15 protein-coding genes are annotated in these 13,520 nt (G+C 53.4%); 9 read left to right on the forward strand and 6 right to left on the reverse strand.

Features of this window, described 5'->3' with window-relative positions:
• Positions 1–190: 190 nt before the first annotated feature.
• Entirely contained in the window at positions 191–982 is a 792-nt protein-coding gene (locus SK3146_RS26065) for an alpha/beta hydrolase (protein ID WP_249861504.1), read from the forward strand.
• Between the two features lie 790 nt (positions 983–1,772).
• Positions 1,773–2,060, forward strand: a complete 288-nt coding sequence (locus tag SK3146_RS26070; RefSeq protein ID WP_249861505.1) for a CD3324 family protein — start codon at positions 1,773–1,775, stop codon at positions 2,058–2,060.
• Positions 2,061–2,236: 176 nt separating this feature from the next.
• Here the strand turns inward: SK3146_RS26070 and SK3146_RS26075 are convergent, their stop codons facing one another.
• Positions 2,237–2,998, reverse strand: coding sequence for a sulfite exporter TauE/SafE family protein (locus SK3146_RS26075; protein ID WP_249861506.1), 762 nt, complete (start codon positions 2,996–2,998; stop codon positions 2,237–2,239).
• 296 nt (positions 2,999–3,294) lie between these two features.
• The gene (locus SK3146_RS26080; protein WP_249861507.1) at positions 3,295–3,435 is read right to left on the reverse strand and encodes an N-acetylmuramoyl-L-alanine amidase; all 141 of its coding nucleotides are present in this window, start codon (positions 3,433–3,435) and stop codon (positions 3,295–3,297) included.
• Between the two features lie 109 nt (positions 3,436–3,544).
• Here SK3146_RS26080 and SK3146_RS26085 point away from each other — a divergent pair, with 109 nt between their 5' ends.
• Complete coding sequence (locus tag SK3146_RS26085; protein ID WP_434006824.1) at positions 3,545–3,934, forward strand: gamma-glutamylcyclotransferase family protein; 390 nt, start codon at positions 3,545–3,547, stop codon at positions 3,932–3,934.
• 14 nt (positions 3,935–3,948) lie between these two features.
• Here the strand turns inward: SK3146_RS26085 and SK3146_RS26090 are convergent, their stop codons facing one another.
• A complete protein-coding gene (locus SK3146_RS26090) occupies positions 3,949–4,338 on the reverse strand; it encodes a hypothetical protein (RefSeq protein WP_249861508.1) in 390 nt (129 codons plus the stop codon).
• A gap of 213 nt (positions 4,339–4,551) precedes the next feature.
• On the opposite strand from SK3146_RS26090, the gene SK3146_RS26095 reads away from it, so the two are divergent.
• Positions 4,552–4,932, forward strand: coding sequence for a response regulator (locus SK3146_RS26095; RefSeq protein WP_249861509.1), 381 nt, complete (start codon positions 4,552–4,554; stop codon positions 4,930–4,932).
• A gap of 91 nt (positions 4,933–5,023) precedes the next feature.
• The gene (locus SK3146_RS26100) at positions 5,024–6,700 is read left to right on the forward strand and encodes a diguanylate cyclase (RefSeq protein ID WP_249861510.1); all 1,677 of its coding nucleotides are present in this window, start codon (positions 5,024–5,026) and stop codon (positions 6,698–6,700) included.
• A 494-nt stretch (positions 6,701–7,194) separates the two neighbouring features.
• Here the strand turns inward: SK3146_RS26100 and SK3146_RS26105 are convergent, their stop codons facing one another.
• Both SK3146_RS26105 and SK3146_RS26110 read right to left on the reverse strand, forming a co-directional pair.
• Entirely contained in the window at positions 7,195–7,995 is an 801-nt protein-coding gene (locus tag SK3146_RS26105; RefSeq protein WP_249861511.1) for a permease prefix domain 1-containing protein, read from the reverse strand.
• The gene (locus tag SK3146_RS26110) at positions 7,992–8,336 is read right to left on the reverse strand and encodes a PadR family transcriptional regulator (protein WP_249861512.1); all 345 of its coding nucleotides are present in this window, start codon (positions 8,334–8,336) and stop codon (positions 7,992–7,994) included. The genes SK3146_RS26105 and SK3146_RS26110 overlap by 4 nt, the downstream gene beginning before the upstream one ends.
• Before the next feature lie 276 nt (positions 8,337–8,612).
• Here SK3146_RS26110 and nikR point away from each other — a divergent pair, with 276 nt between their 5' ends.
• The 4 genes from nikR (at position 8,613) to tnpA (ending at position 11,990) form a co-directional block, all read left to right on the forward strand.
• Positions 8,613–9,182, forward strand: coding sequence for a nickel-responsive transcriptional regulator NikR (nikR, locus tag SK3146_RS26115; RefSeq protein ID WP_249861513.1), 570 nt, complete (start codon positions 8,613–8,615; stop codon positions 9,180–9,182).
• A gap of 54 nt (positions 9,183–9,236) precedes the next feature.
• The gene (locus SK3146_RS26120) at positions 9,237–9,644 is read left to right on the forward strand and encodes a DUF2203 domain-containing protein (RefSeq protein WP_249861514.1); all 408 of its coding nucleotides are present in this window, start codon (positions 9,237–9,239) and stop codon (positions 9,642–9,644) included.
• A 36-nt stretch (positions 9,645–9,680) separates the two neighbouring features.
• Positions 9,681–11,345, forward strand: coding sequence for a copper resistance CopC/CopD family protein (locus SK3146_RS26125; RefSeq protein ID WP_249861515.1), 1,665 nt, complete (start codon positions 9,681–9,683; stop codon positions 11,343–11,345).
• A 174-nt stretch (positions 11,346–11,519) separates the two neighbouring features.
• Positions 11,520–11,990, forward strand: a complete 471-nt coding sequence (gene tnpA / locus SK3146_RS26130; protein ID WP_249860177.1) for an IS200/IS605 family transposase — start codon at positions 11,520–11,522, stop codon at positions 11,988–11,990.
• 276 nt (positions 11,991–12,266) lie between these two features.
• Here tnpA and SK3146_RS26135 read toward each other — a convergent pair whose 3' ends face one another.
• A complete protein-coding gene (locus tag SK3146_RS26135) occupies positions 12,267–13,460 on the reverse strand; it encodes an MFS transporter (RefSeq protein ID WP_249861516.1) in 1,194 nt (397 codons plus the stop codon).
• Positions 13,461–13,520: the final 60 nt, after the last annotated feature.

Genomic DNA, 13,520 nt, shown 5'->3' on the forward strand with positions numbered 1-13,520 from the left:
GCTGGATCGGCGTCTAACCCTTCCTTTGGGATCGTTCTATGGGTAGACTTTCCTTTCGGGGGGGCCCACGGATATCCACAGGAGCTGCGCATCATTTCCTAAACAATAAAAAAAATACGGTTTCCGTATTTTACCGGTTATAGTATGATCGAATCATAGATTTCGATAACGATGCTGGGAGGAAGTTACGATGAGTTTGTTGTTATGGCCCGACGGCACACCGAATGCGCTGGGGAACGAGCCGGAAGATTTGCCGACCTTGGTTCCTTATTTGGCGGAAGGAAACGGCGGACCGAACGCCGCGGTTATTGTATGCCCCGGCGGCGGTTACGCGCGCCGGGCGCAGCATGAGGGAGAGCCTGTGGCGTTGTGGCTCAACTCGCTGGGCATTTCGGCGTTCGTCGTTCATTACCGGGTGGCGCCTTACCGTCATCCGAACCCGTTGATGGACGCGCAGCGCGCGATCCGGACGGTGCGCAGCCGCGCGTCGGAGTGGAAGGTCGATCCGGGCCGCGTAGGCATACTGGGATTTTCCGCGGGCGGTCATGTCGCTTCCTCCGCCGGAACGCACTACGACGCGGGACGCCCCGATGCGGAAGATCCGGTCGAACGGTTCAGCTCCCGGCCGGATTTGCTCGTGCTCTGTTACCCTGTAATCAGCTTTGGCGCGCATGCCCATCAAGGCTCGCGCAGCAACCTGCTCGGCGAGCATCCGGACGGGGCGCTGGTGGAGCTGATGTCGAGCGAGCTTCAGGTTACCGAGGATACGCCGCCGACCTTCCTATGGCATACGGCCGACGATGCTTCGGTCCCGGTAGAAAATTCGCTGCTGTTCGCCAGCGCGCTCAGCCGCAATAAAGTGCCTTTCGAGCTTCATGTATTCGAAAGCGGCCGGCACGGCCTCGGTCTTGCCGGGGAGCAGCCGGGCGTCAGAGCTTGGACGGAAGTATGCGCTTCCTGGCTTCAGCAGCGCGGATTTTAGGAAGGCTGCGGCGGAAGCGCGTAACGGAACGGCGGGGAAGCCGGCGCTGCCATCTGGCAAGGAATCGGCAAGGGAAGGGCTTGGCAAGGAGAAATTCATTATAACGATTTTTTCGCTTGAGCTGAATTTGTAAATATGAGTAAATAATAGTTGTAGCAGGCCAGCTAACACTCAAAGAAAGGAGTGATCGCAGACATGATTACACAACCGGAGGTGGTCTCTGCTTAATGCAGAGACTCCATAACCATAACGCCGATCCGCAAGGATAGGCGGCCGCGTCAGCGGTTGTTTTGCCGCCGGAGGGAACGTGCTCCTCCTTATCGCCTCAGCGTTATAAGGATGCCGCATATTCCTGGCGGTAAAACAGGGGAGGCCCCCAAAGCCTCCCCCTACTTTTCCCAAAAAACATGAATAGACATGAATACCTTACATAGGGTATAATCGATTAGGAAGTAATTGGAATCATGAAAATATGACGAAAGGAGTGGCTTCGATGTTTGAATTCACAACAACTAAAAAAGGGTTTTGGCTGAACTGAATAAGCATTTTCCCATCACCGTCACCTGACGTCATTGACATGAACCATGACATATAGTATGGCACCCAGGCACGATACGGCAGATCGTGTTTTTTTGTTTTCATGGATGACCCTAACGTTACTAAAGGTTCGGCTGCGGCTGCGAAAAACGCGGCTCGGCGGAGCGAAAACTCTTAGGAGGTGTAAAGATGAAAATGCTTATCTCTTTCACGGCGGCGCATGCGACTAATGCACGGAAGGAGGCATTCATCTATGGGTTACAAGAACGGAAAGGATATTCTTCCCCCTAGCCTGCTGAAGCAGCTGCAGGATTACATTCAGGGCGAGATTATCTATATCCCGAAGAAAGATCAGACTCGCGCGGGCTGGGGCGAGAACAACGGAACGAGACAGACGATCCAGCGGCGCAATCACGAAATTTACCGGCTCTATGAGAACGGCTCGACCGTCATGGAGCTGATTCAAAAATATCATTTGTCCGAGGACAGCATCCGTAAAATTATTGTGAAAACCCGCGTGGCCGTCGGCAGGCAGCATTAGCCGGAAGCCGGCAGGCCGCATAATGGGTTCGATATAAACGAAAAAAAAGCCGGGATTATCATCCTAAGGCTTTTTTTCTTGGCCCGGACAAACGGCGAATCCGCCGGACGATAGCTGCAGGCATGGGGAATCGCTCCGGGCTCGAAGGGCCGGCTTACGGGAACGGGCGTCCCGAGTTAAATCAGCTTAAGCCCGCTGATGAGAATGATGGCGGCCATAAACGTTCTAAGCGGTTTGGCCGGCAGTTTGGCCGACAAGCCGCTGCCGAGCAGCACGCCGGGAACGGAGCCGGCCAGCAGATTCAAGGCCAGATGATAATCGATATTGCCGAAGCCCGCATGCATGATGCCGGCGGCCGAAACGAGGAGAAACGCATGGGCGATATCGGTGCCCACGAGCTCGGCGGCGCCGAGACGGAAGAAGAACATCATGGCTAGGGCGAACAGCGAGCCCGAGCCGATGGAAGTCATCCCGACGATGAATCCGAGCAGCGCGCCGATGGCGATCGTCAGCCGCTTCTTCTCCTCCAGCGGTTTCTCCGACAGGCGGTTGGTGTCCAAGCGGCCGATCCACTGCTTGGCGATGCTCAGGACGGCTACGATAATGAGGACGATGCCGAGAGCATGCTTGACGATCGTCTCCTGAATCGCATGCAAGGGAGGATACAGCTCCAAAAGCAGGATGGCAGCGATAGCGCTCGGCACGCTTCCTGCGGCCAAGTAGCCGGTCAGCTTGAAATTGATCGTTTTTTGGCGGTAATGCTGAATGCTTCCGAACAGCTTCGTTATCGAGTTGTAAAACAAGTCGGTCGCAACGGCAACGGTAGGCTGAATGCCCAAAAACACAAGTATCGGCGTTAACAGCGCGGCTCCGCCGACACCGGTCAATCCGACCAGCAGGCCGACCAGCAGCCCCATTAGTGCAATGCTCCAATCCATTGATCTCCACCCCATGCATTCGTATGCTCTGAATAAGTATGTGTTTATTATAATTCCTACTAAGGTTATCGGCAATATGTGTTTTATCATTTTGCATAAAAAATTCCGGCTTTAGGCGCAAGCTAACTTACTATATGAGCGGCGATGCCGGCGCGTGAATGAAAAAAATCGCCGGCTTCCCGGCAGGAAGCGGCGGCGAGGTTGTCCTATCGAAAGCGGCGGTTCGGCCGTTCTTCGGCGCTTCGGCGGGCAAGCTTCAGTCCGGTTTGGACTGAACCCGCGAAACCGGTTCATACTTATTCTTCAGGCTGTCCGGACGCTTTGCGAAGCTCATTGGCCAAGCGGTGAAATTCGTTCTGAGCTTCTTTGGAATCCGTGCAGCCGTAAGCGGCGGACAAGAATAAAATGATCTTATTGGCATCTTCTGTACTAAGCATCGGGTCAACTCCCTTCTGGGATTCTGTTATACTGTATGCGAGAGAGGCTTGGGAAGTCCGGTGCAATCGTCCGCCGCGGCGCCCATTTGCTTTCTTTTTAAAAAGGAAGGTGGAGCATTTGATTTCCGTTTTCGTCTATGGCACACTGATGACCGGGGAGAGTAATCATCATGTAACGGCTCCTTATTTGCTTTCGGCCGAGCCGGGAGCGGTCCGCGGCATCTTGTGCGATTACGGGCCTTATCCGGCCTTGATTTTGCAAGGAGACGGACTGGTCTGCGGAGAATGGTTTACGGTCAGCGAAGAAGGGCTTGCGGCGATGGATGAGCTGGAGGATTATTTCGGCCCGGGACGCAGCAATTTGTATGATCGTGTGTGGATACAAGATGCTTTGATGAGCGGTCGCGAGGGATGGGTCTACGTATGGGAGGAGCCGAGAGGCTGCCCTGTCATCGAAGGAGGGTCTTGGAGCATTCACCGGAATAAAAAAAGAGTTTGAGGGAGAGCGACTCCCTAAACTCTTCTTGATCCTAACATCCGATGCCAATCTTCATTCTCGGATTTTTTGATGATCTCGTTCATGCGCATGATTACGGTGCGACTGTCTTCTTCGCCGTATACTTCGGCAAGCTGTTCGTAGGTCAGATCGTCGTACAGCAAGCTCCGGGATACGGTCGTTTCTTTATACCATGCTTCCGTAACGGCGAACATACCTTCCTTTTTAAGCCAGATTTCGTAATAGTAATGCTCTTGTTCATTCATGAGCTTCATCGACATATAACAGGCGGATATGGGAACCCGAGGATCGGATATGCGCTGATTGATGACGGAACCGGAGGAAACGGGCTGACCGAAGGAGACGTAACGTGAAACTTTTTTAATCAAAAGCTCTAAATCACTCAAGACTTTCCATCTCCTTTCAATAGTTCTCAGTAACTAAATATTTTAAAAAAATATTGTAAAATGGAAGATAACCTTATTTTAACATAGTTCTTAAGAAGGAGAAACGGTTGTGTTATAAAATTGACATTATAACTGTATGAAATTTTACATACTGTCAGGGATGTAAAATGGTATAATAAAGCAAATTGTTAGGGAATTAAGGAGACTGCCGCGATGCCTGATTACCGTATTTTACTCGCCGATGATGAATTGGCTCTTCGTTTTTTGCTTACGGAAACATTAGCCGACGAGGGCTACGCAATTACGGAAACGGAGGATGGCAAGGAAGCTTTGGAGCACATTCGGAACCGCCGGTACGATCTCATTATTCTGGATTATATGATGCCGGAATACACCGGAGTCGAAGTATGCGAATGGATGCGCAAAGAGCCGAACCCGAATCAGAACACGCCGGTCGTCCTGCTGACGGCCAAAGCTCTGGAGAAAGACCGGGAGAAAGCCAAGTCGGCCGGAGTCACCGCCTATATCGTGAAACCGTTCAGCCCGCTGCAGCTGGTCGATACCGTCGGACAGTTAATAGAGGGCGGGCAATAAGCGTCTATACATATCTATTACGAAATGACTGGAAGTGAAAGGTTTGCGTCATTCATCACCTGAGGAACGCTTGCTGAAGGAAGCTAGACTGATGAAGGAGGGACGTAGACGATACGTCTCGGAGCTTCGCAAACAGCTCAAGGAGCTTGAAGAACTGCATGGCGCGCCTGTCGGGGAACGCACGGCGGATACGGCCAAACGAATATATCGGATCGTCCATACGATCAAGGGCAGTGCGCCGATGTTCGAATTCGAGCGGATCGGATCGGCTGCGGAGAATCTCGTGCATTTATGGGAATGGGCGCAAGACCAAGAAAGCATCCTCGGTTCGCATACCGTGCGCGCGCAGTTTTACCAAGCGGTTCAAGCCGGCGAGAGGTGGAAGCGTCAACTGGTTATGGAGCTCGGTCTCTATGAGCAGGAGATGGAGCTCGACGAGCAGCAGGAGCAATTCGGCAAAACGACGATGACGCCGTCCGGAGGCAGGCTGCTGATTATCGATGACGATGAGGTGCTGCGCTCTTATCTGGTAAGGCGGCTGAAGCTGGAAGGCTATGAGGTGGACCATGCCTCCGACGTTGCGACTGCGCAGAAGCTGCTGCGCGAGCACTCTTACGATCTGATCACGCTGGATCTTATGATGCACCCTCAATCCGGATACGAGCTGTTTGAATTCGTTAAGGAAGATCCAACCTTAAAATGGGTTCCTTTGGTCGTTCTGTCCGGAAGGGATGACATTCAGGATAAGGTGCGCTGCTTCTATTTGGGCGCCGATGATTTCGTTACGAAACCGTTTCAATATGAAGAATTGAGCGCGCGAATATACAGCCTGCTGAAAAGAACGAAGAGCTTCGAGCAGATGGCGTTTCGCGATCCGCTTACGGGCGCTTATAACCGGCGCTTTTTCGATCATCAGATTCAAGTCGAGCTGCAGCGGATACGCCGTTATCCGACGCCGATTTCCCTCGTCTTTATCGATATAGACCGCTTCAAGTCCATTAACGACACGCATGGCCATCATATCGGCGACCTGGTGCTTCAAGGCTTGGCGCATATGCTGCAAAATCATTTGCGGGCGACGGACTTGATCGCCCGTTTCGGAGGCGAGGAGTTCGTCGTCGTTCTCCCGGGCAGCACGGCGCAGGACGCGCAAAAATCGATTGATTGCATTTTGCAGCTGACCCGCAATGAGCCGGTCACTCAAAATGACGGACAGTCCTACTATATTACCTTCTCTGCGGGAGTGGCGGAGTGGTCGGAGGACATGACGGTGGAAGAGTGGATCAAACGCGCCGACGATGCGATGTACGCGGCCAAGCAATGCGGGAGAAACAAGGTGCTGCAGTATGCCAAGGAGATGGGCGGGGAGGACGGAATTGCGGAAGGCGCCCAAGGAAGGAAGACGGTGGTGCTTATCGCCGATGACGACCGAATATTGCGTTCGATTCTCATGTCGAAGCTGCAGCATTTGCCGATTACGTTTCTTGAAGCGGCGGACGGCGAGGAAGCTTACGTCCTGATCAAGCAGCAGCAGGTGGACCTGTGCATTCTTGACAGCATAATGCCCAATCTGGGCGGATTCGAGCTGCTGGAGAGGCTGGAGCTGGAAGAAGCCAAGCCGAAGGATATGCATATTCTGATGCTGTCCGGGCGGACCCGGGAGGACGATCTGTCGAAGGGGCTCTCGCTCGGCGTGAACGTATTCATGCATAAGCCGTTCTCGATGGTGGAGCTGGAATTTAAAGTAAGGCAGCTGCTTAATCTGTAAGCGGCCTGCACGGTCGATGACGGTAACCTAAAAGCCCGGTTTCGCTGTATGTTAAGCGAAACCGGGCTTTCGGCGTGTACGGGGCCGGCATCCGTCCGCTTCCTAACAAGTCGTCCCATTTCATCGGATGATCGGAGATTTCGGGATATAAAATTTCCAAGCCGAGCTTTTTCAGCCGTTCATTGGAAAGCATGCGGCCGTCCTGAAAACAGAAGGCGCATGCCAGCAGCTGTGTAAGCCTAATGGCGGCAAAGCGGTTGTGCGGTGCAGTCCTTGAATGCCGAGCCCGGCCCGTTCCGTAAGAGAGCAGTCTACGAATCCGCAAAAAATGATATTTGTCGATTATGAAAGTACTTCCACAATATATAGGCGAGTCGGAATCCCCGCTGTGGAGGCTGATTTCAGCCCGATCCGGCCGGCACGAACGGGGGACTTGCGGCGTTCCTTACGAAAGAAAAATAGTTAATTGGACCTACTCGGGAGTCTATTAATGTCTAATGATAAAGCCATTTGCGGCGGATACGAAACAAGAGATAGGCGAAGACGTTGAGGCAGGCGAAAGCCGCGCCCCAAATGATGGTCAACCGCCGTTCGCGGTAGGCGTTCACAAAGCCCCATATCGCAAACAGCAGCCAATAGGCCGCAAAGAACGGAAGGGACCAGCCGGCTCCGTAGCCTCTCGTCACAAAGCGCTCTTGCTGGGCTTGGGTCGACCAGTATCCATCCGTGCCCCCGCCCATGCCGCTCTCGGTATCGTGCGTCGCATCGGGCGGATATATATAGACCGCCCGGTCAAGCGGCTGGGGAAATATCGGGTCGTTCGAAGGGTTCTGGAACACGGCGATATAACGGGTGCCGTACATATGCTGCGATGCGAAAGAATCCAGCTCTTCCTTGAGCTGCGGGGTGATCGCGGTCTGCTCCTTCAGCATAGTGCCGATACCGAGAGTGAGCGCCGAATGCTCTCTTGAAGCGTGAAAGTCTCTTTGCAGAAACCACCCGGCAACGACGATACCGATGAACGCGAAGACGAGCGAGGCGTAGAGCAGGCCGCGGGCAAATGTCCGGTGCAGCTTGAACGAAGCCTGCAGCTCGGCGGAGAGCGAGTCTTCGTCTCCGAAGCGATCCAGAGCGATCTTGGCGCTCTCCTCGTCGGTGTATCCTTGCGCCTTCAAATCGCGGACCGCGTCCAGCAAATGCTGCTTCATTTCGGCCTTCAGCTCCGTCAGCTCGGCCGAGCCTGCGTCGTAATCCCGGTACAAGGAATCGATATACCGGTCGATAGGGTTGCTCATAGTTCGGCTTCCTCCTTAATAAATGTATCCATAACGGATTTGACGAAATGCCATTCGGCCTGCTTTTGCCGGAAGCGCACGCCGCCGGTGTCGAGAATGCGGTAATATTTGCGCCGGCCTCCGCCGGATTCTTCCTCCGCACCCCAGTACGACTCGATATAGCCGTTTTTCTCAAGCCGCTTCAGCGCCAAGTACAAGGTGCCTTCCTTAAGCTCGAAACGGCCTTGACTGCGCTCGCGAACGAGCTTGGACAGCTCGTAGCCGTACATCGGCTGCGCTCTTAGCAGCGACAGCAGGATCGTGTCGATATGGCCTTTTAATATTTCTTTATCGATTTCCACGGGCATTCATCCTTCCTTGCAACGAACCATAGCAGCGAGCGAACTCAGTGTCGTTAAGTACATAATAATATATAGTACTGAATAAAGCAATAGATATGAAGGCGAATGCGCAATAAAATGTACGATGCATACAGTGTTAAGCCCGTTATGTCCAGAGTATGACATTACGGTGAAAAGTTTGGTTAGCTCCGCCCGAGTATGCTACATTAAAAGAAGCATTGCCGCATGCGCGGCAGCAAGGATACGAGGGATTAAACGGAAAGGGGAGCGAGGCAAATGAGCGAGAAGGACGCATTGGTCCGATTCGGCATTTCCATGCCGCAATCGCTCATCGAGCAGTTCGACGCGCTGCTGGAGGAGCAAGGCTACGATAACCGCTCGGAGGCGATACGGGATCTTGTGCGCAAGGCGCTGCTGGCGCCGTCTAACATTCATCCCGAGCAGATGGCTGCCGGAACGATCGTCATGGTATACGACCATCATGTCAGCGATTTGCCGATCGTATTGACGGAGCTGCAGCACGAATACCATCAGGAGATCAACTCGACGATGCATATTCATTTGAATCATCTTCAATGCCTGGAGGTGATTGTGGTGCGCGGCGTCGTCAGCCGGCTGCGCGAGCTTCAGCAGCGGATTCAGGTGTTGAAGGGCGTATTTTATGCCGAGCTTTCGGTGACGCATATGGATGCGGGGGTACATGCTAACAGCGCTCACAGCGGCGCGCATGATCATAGCCACAGTCATAATCACGATCATCCGCACAGTCACGAGCATGAGCACGATTCCAAAGGAGCGCTTCACTCTCGTCCTGATGAGGATGGCGAGGCTCCTCGAATCAAGTAGCGAAGGGCGGTCCGCCGCCGGGTTGTCAAGAAGTACCTTTATTGGAGGTGTGTTATGGCCAAAACGTATTTTACACTGGCTGAGGCCAATGCGATGCTGCCGCTTGTGAAGCAGGAGCTGGCCAAGCTGCAGGATATTAAACGCCGTTTTCGCGAGAAATACGAGGAATTGCATCAGCTCAAGGCTTATCATAAGCAAAAGGGCGGCGCATCCCAAGTGGACCCGTACTTTACATTGGAATGCGAAATGGACTTTTTGCAAGTCGAAGGCAATGCGGTCATGCAAAGCTTCGAGCTGAACGGAATTCAATTGAAGGACGTGGATATGGGGCTCGTCGATTTCCCTGCCTTGTTGAACGGGGAGGAAGTGCTTCTGTGCTGGCGCCAAGGCGAAGAGAGCGTGCAGCATTATCACGGACTGTACGACGGATATGCGGGAAGAAAGAAGCTTACGGGAGAGTAGTCCGGCGGTTGCGGTCAAAGGGGGATTGTGAATATCATGAAATCGGTCGTTTATGAACGGCTTCGTCACGCGCAGAGCGGGCGGCTCGTCCAAATGCTTTGTTGTTTGATCTTATTACTCGGAATCGGTTTCGCCGCGCTGCCGGAGCAGGCCTCGGCTCATGCAACGCTTGTGAGTTCGTCGCCGGCATCGGGCGCGGAGCTGGACCAAGCGCCGGAGAGGGTCGAGCTTACGTTTAACGAGCGATTGGAAGACGGCATTTTTTATATCAAAGTATTTGACAACAACAAAAAGCAGGTAACGGAGAACAAGGCGCGGATGAACGAGACCCGGACGACGGTATCTCTCGATTTACCCAAGCTGTCTTCAGGAAGCTATTTGGTAACGTATCATATCATTTCGGCGGACGGGCACCCGGTCGAAGGAACCTACTTGTTTGCGGTCGGACAGAGCTTGAGCCAGCAGCCTATCGAAGCATCGCCGACGATGCAGCATCTCCACTCGCACGGATTGTCCGCTCAGATAGGTTTCGTCGATATCATGCAATTCATTTCGCGCATTTTATATTACGCATTGATGCTTGCCTTCTGCGGCTGGCTCTTATGGCTGCGCTTCGGCGGCTTCGGCCCGGAGACGCTGGATGCGCTGAAGTCTTGGGGCACCCAGCTTCAGCGAGGATATTTGCTGGCCTTTCTCTTTTTTATGTTTACTCATGTGTTCGCCTTAATCGGCGACGGCGGACCCGAAGCGCTGACGGTTATCTTCACGCAGACGTGGATCGGGTATGTATGGATGGTTTCGCTGCTGCTGTCGCTGCTCAGCTTCGTCGTGCTGCACCGCAGCCTATGGCTGGACCTGCTGTGGGTGGGTCTGATCTGTCTGGCGAAAAGCTTGAACGGGCATGCGGCGGCGTTCGAGCCGCTTAAGCAGACGCTGCTGCTGGATATGATTCATCTGGCCGCGGCTTCGCTCTGGGTCGGCGGGCTGTGGATGCTGCTGGTGCTGTGGCGCAAGCGCAAGGAAGACGGACTGGCCTTCTTCCCGCGCTTTTCCGGAGCCGCATTAGCTTCAATTCTGCTGCTAACCGCTTCCGGCATATTGTCGACGGTTATCTTTCTGCCCGATATCGAGTACGTGCTGGAAACGCAGTGGGGCAAGCTGCTGCTCGCCAAAAGCGCCCTGGTCGTTCTGGTCGTTATCACCGCCGGCTGCCTGCGCTTCGTATACCGCAAACGCGGGGAACGCAAAATCGGCCTCCTACTGCGCACCGATGCGGTGTTGTCGCTCCTCATCGTCGCCATTGTCGGCGTGTTCACCTATTTGACGCCGCTGCCGGCCAACGAACCGCTGAACTGGCATGTGATGGGGGACAAAATCCATATGACGGCGCAGATTACGCCGAACGTGCCGGGAGTAAACGAGTTTACGGTGAAGGTATGGCTGCCCGAACCGCTCGGCAAGCCGAAACAGATGATCTTGAAGCTGCATGATGCGAAGAGCAAGGATATCGCCCCTATCGAGGTGCCGCTCGAATACGCGGAGGACAACAGCATAGAAGATAATTTCGGCGGTTTAAAAAAGTATACGTATAAAGCAAGCGGCGCTTATCTGCCGTATCCCGGCTATTGGGATATCGAGGTTCGCGTTATGGACAGCAACGATGACGAGACGGTATACGATAAGCAAATCCGTCTGTATTAACGGCAAAACCCAACCGGGACAAAGGAGTCCGGTTGGGTTTTTTTGTCTAAGAAAACCCCCAGTTCGACTGGGGGTTCGGGAAAGCTTATAGCTATGAGTAAAAATCCCTTGACCTTTATGATAAGATGATAGCCGGTCTGCCAACCGCAACATCAAATCAAGGAGGACAAGGGAATGGATAAGAGCAGTCTAGCACATACCCGCTGGAACTGCAAATACCATATTGTATTTGCACCGAAATATAGACGGCAAGTCATCTATGGGAAATTAAAAAGAGAGATCGGAAAGATCATCCGGGAGTTGTGTGAGCGCAAAGGGGTGGAGATTCACGAAGCGGAAGCGTGCCCGGATCACATCCATATGTTGGTGAGTATTCCACCGAAACTGAGTGTATCGGAGTTTATGGGGTACTTAAAGGGAAAAAGTTCGCTGATGATCTTCGATAAATTTGCGAACCTGAAGTATCGATACGGAAATCGGCAATTTTGGTGCAGAGGCTATTTTGTGGATACGGTAGGGCGAAACAGGAAAGCGATAGCCGAATACATTCGAAATCAACTAACAGAGGATAAGAACTACGAACAAATCACGATGAAAGAATTGTTCGACCCGTTTACGGGTGAGTCGGTAGGAAAGGGCAAATAAAAGAGCCCCTTTGAGGGGCAAGCCCGGGACCGCTCGCGGTTGGCAGACTTTCAGTGCGCCTTCTTAGGCGCGTGCTAGTACCATGCCCTTATAGGGCTGATGGAAGCCACCGGCTAAGCCGGTGGTTATGACTATTGTTTAGGAAATGATGCGCAGCCATATCTGTGGAAATCCGGGGGCTCCCCGAAAGTAATGTCTACCCATAGAACGATCCCAGAGGAAGGGTTAGACGCCGATCCAACCTACTAAAAAATGCGTGCAAATCGCAGCTCCTGCTTATCCGTTGGCCGATTTGGCCTGCTGCATGGCGGAGGATGGCTGGTGCGACTCGGCCTCCTTCGAAGAGCGGTAAGTCAAATAGAAGAAGACGCGGCTTAGGGCGATCACGATAAAGCAGCCCCACATCGGCAGAAATGAGATTAAAGCTCCGGCTGCCAGCGCGCCGACGGCATTGCCTGCGTTCATCACCAGCTGAAAGTCGGAGAAGTACGCCATCTCTTTTTTATGCTTGGCGGCTTCCTTCATCATCATCGTCTGCGACGCCACCTCGTGCACGGCCAGACAGACGCCGACCCAGCCCTGTATGACCAGCAGCAGCCAGAAGGAATGGACGAAGCCGTAAGGCAGCACGGCCAGCGCCATTCCGATCACAGCCGTGCCGTATACTTTCAGTACGCCGAACCGTTCCATGCAGCGGCGCGCGACCGGCAGCAGCAGCGTAGAGACGATGCCGGCCGTCACGACGAAATAGGCGATTTGCGAGTTGCTCAGCTTCAGCACGTTGACATGGTAAATGACAAACAAGGGAGCGACCATCGCAATCCCGACGTTATTCAGTCCCATCCACCACGTTTTGCGGTCGCATTCCTGCAGCGGCCGCATCCAGGAGAGACGGATCGGCTGCTTCTCCTTGGGAGCCAGCTCCGCAATGAGCGACATGCCGGCGAAGGTGGCGAGACAGCCGACCAGCATGGAAAATACGTAGTTTTTCGGGAACATCCAGTCGAATGCGTCGAGATACTGCCCGATCCCGAAGCTGCCCAAAGTGACGATCACGATGCCGATAATTTTATTGTTGCTGAAAATTTGCGGGAACGCGTCCGGAGCGACCCACTTGCGCATAATGGCCGGCTGCTGCGCTCCCGTAATCATGACGGCGACGGCGTTAATGCACCAGAAGAACAGCAGAAACGGTACCGGATGAGGCAGCAGCGCGGCGAAAGCCATGCAAAGGAAGGCTGCTTGACGAACGTAGCCGCTCGCAAGAAAGACGCCTCTGGTTACCGGGAGCTGTCGTGTAAGAAACGCTAGCGACAACGCGCAGAACAGAGGCGGCAGTGAATTGGATAAGGCGATCTCGAAATTGCTCGCGCCCAGACGGGCGATAAGTACTTGCAGAAACGTGAAAAAACTGACGCTCTTCATGTTCTGCAGAGCGGCGTCCATGTAAATTCGTGTCGTAAGCTTCATCGGGTTCAAGACCTTTCTGCACCGCATGGAAATGCTTATTTCGTTTCACGAATTAGCATA

This window comes from Paenibacillus konkukensis (genome assembly GCF_023523925.1).
Classification (GTDB): Bacteria; Bacillota; Bacilli; order Paenibacillales; family NBRC-103111; genus Paenibacillus_S; species Paenibacillus_S doosanensis.

What these genes read in the sequence shown, in the direction of transcription:
- SK3146_RS26065 (WP_249861504.1), top strand. Translation starts at nt 191, where the DNA reads ATGAGTTTGTTGTTATGGCCCGACGGCACACCGAATGCGCTGGGGAAC.
- SK3146_RS26070 (WP_249861505.1), top strand. Translation starts at nt 1,773, where the DNA reads ATGGGTTACAAGAACGGAAAGGATATTCTTCCCCCTAGCCTGCTGAAG.
- SK3146_RS26075 (WP_249861506.1), bottom strand. Translation starts at nt 2,998, where the DNA reads ATGGATTGGAGCATTGCACTAATGGGGCTGCTGGTCGGCCTGCTGGTC.
- SK3146_RS26080 (WP_249861507.1), bottom strand. Translation starts at nt 3,435, where the DNA reads ATGCTTAGTACAGAAGATGCCAATAAGATCATTTTATTCTTGTCCGCC.
- SK3146_RS26095 (WP_249861509.1), top strand. Translation starts at nt 4,552, where the DNA reads ATGCCTGATTACCGTATTTTACTCGCCGATGATGAATTGGCTCTTCGT.
- SK3146_RS26100 (WP_249861510.1), top strand. Translation starts at nt 5,024, where the DNA reads ATGAAGGAGGGACGTAGACGATACGTCTCGGAGCTTCGCAAACAGCTC.
- SK3146_RS26105 (WP_249861511.1), bottom strand. Translation starts at nt 7,995, where the DNA reads ATGAGCAACCCTATCGACCGGTATATCGATTCCTTGTACCGGGATTAC.
- nikR (WP_249861513.1), top strand. Translation starts at nt 8,613, where the DNA reads ATGAGCGAGAAGGACGCATTGGTCCGATTCGGCATTTCCATGCCGCAA.
- SK3146_RS26120 (WP_249861514.1), top strand. Translation starts at nt 9,237, where the DNA reads ATGGCCAAAACGTATTTTACACTGGCTGAGGCCAATGCGATGCTGCCG.
- SK3146_RS26125 (WP_249861515.1), top strand. Translation starts at nt 9,681, where the DNA reads ATGAAATCGGTCGTTTATGAACGGCTTCGTCACGCGCAGAGCGGGCGG.
- tnpA (WP_249860177.1), top strand. Translation starts at nt 11,520, where the DNA reads ATGGATAAGAGCAGTCTAGCACATACCCGCTGGAACTGCAAATACCAT.
- SK3146_RS26135 (WP_249861516.1), bottom strand. Translation starts at nt 13,460, where the DNA reads ATGAAGCTTACGACACGAATTTACATGGACGCCGCTCTGCAGAACATG.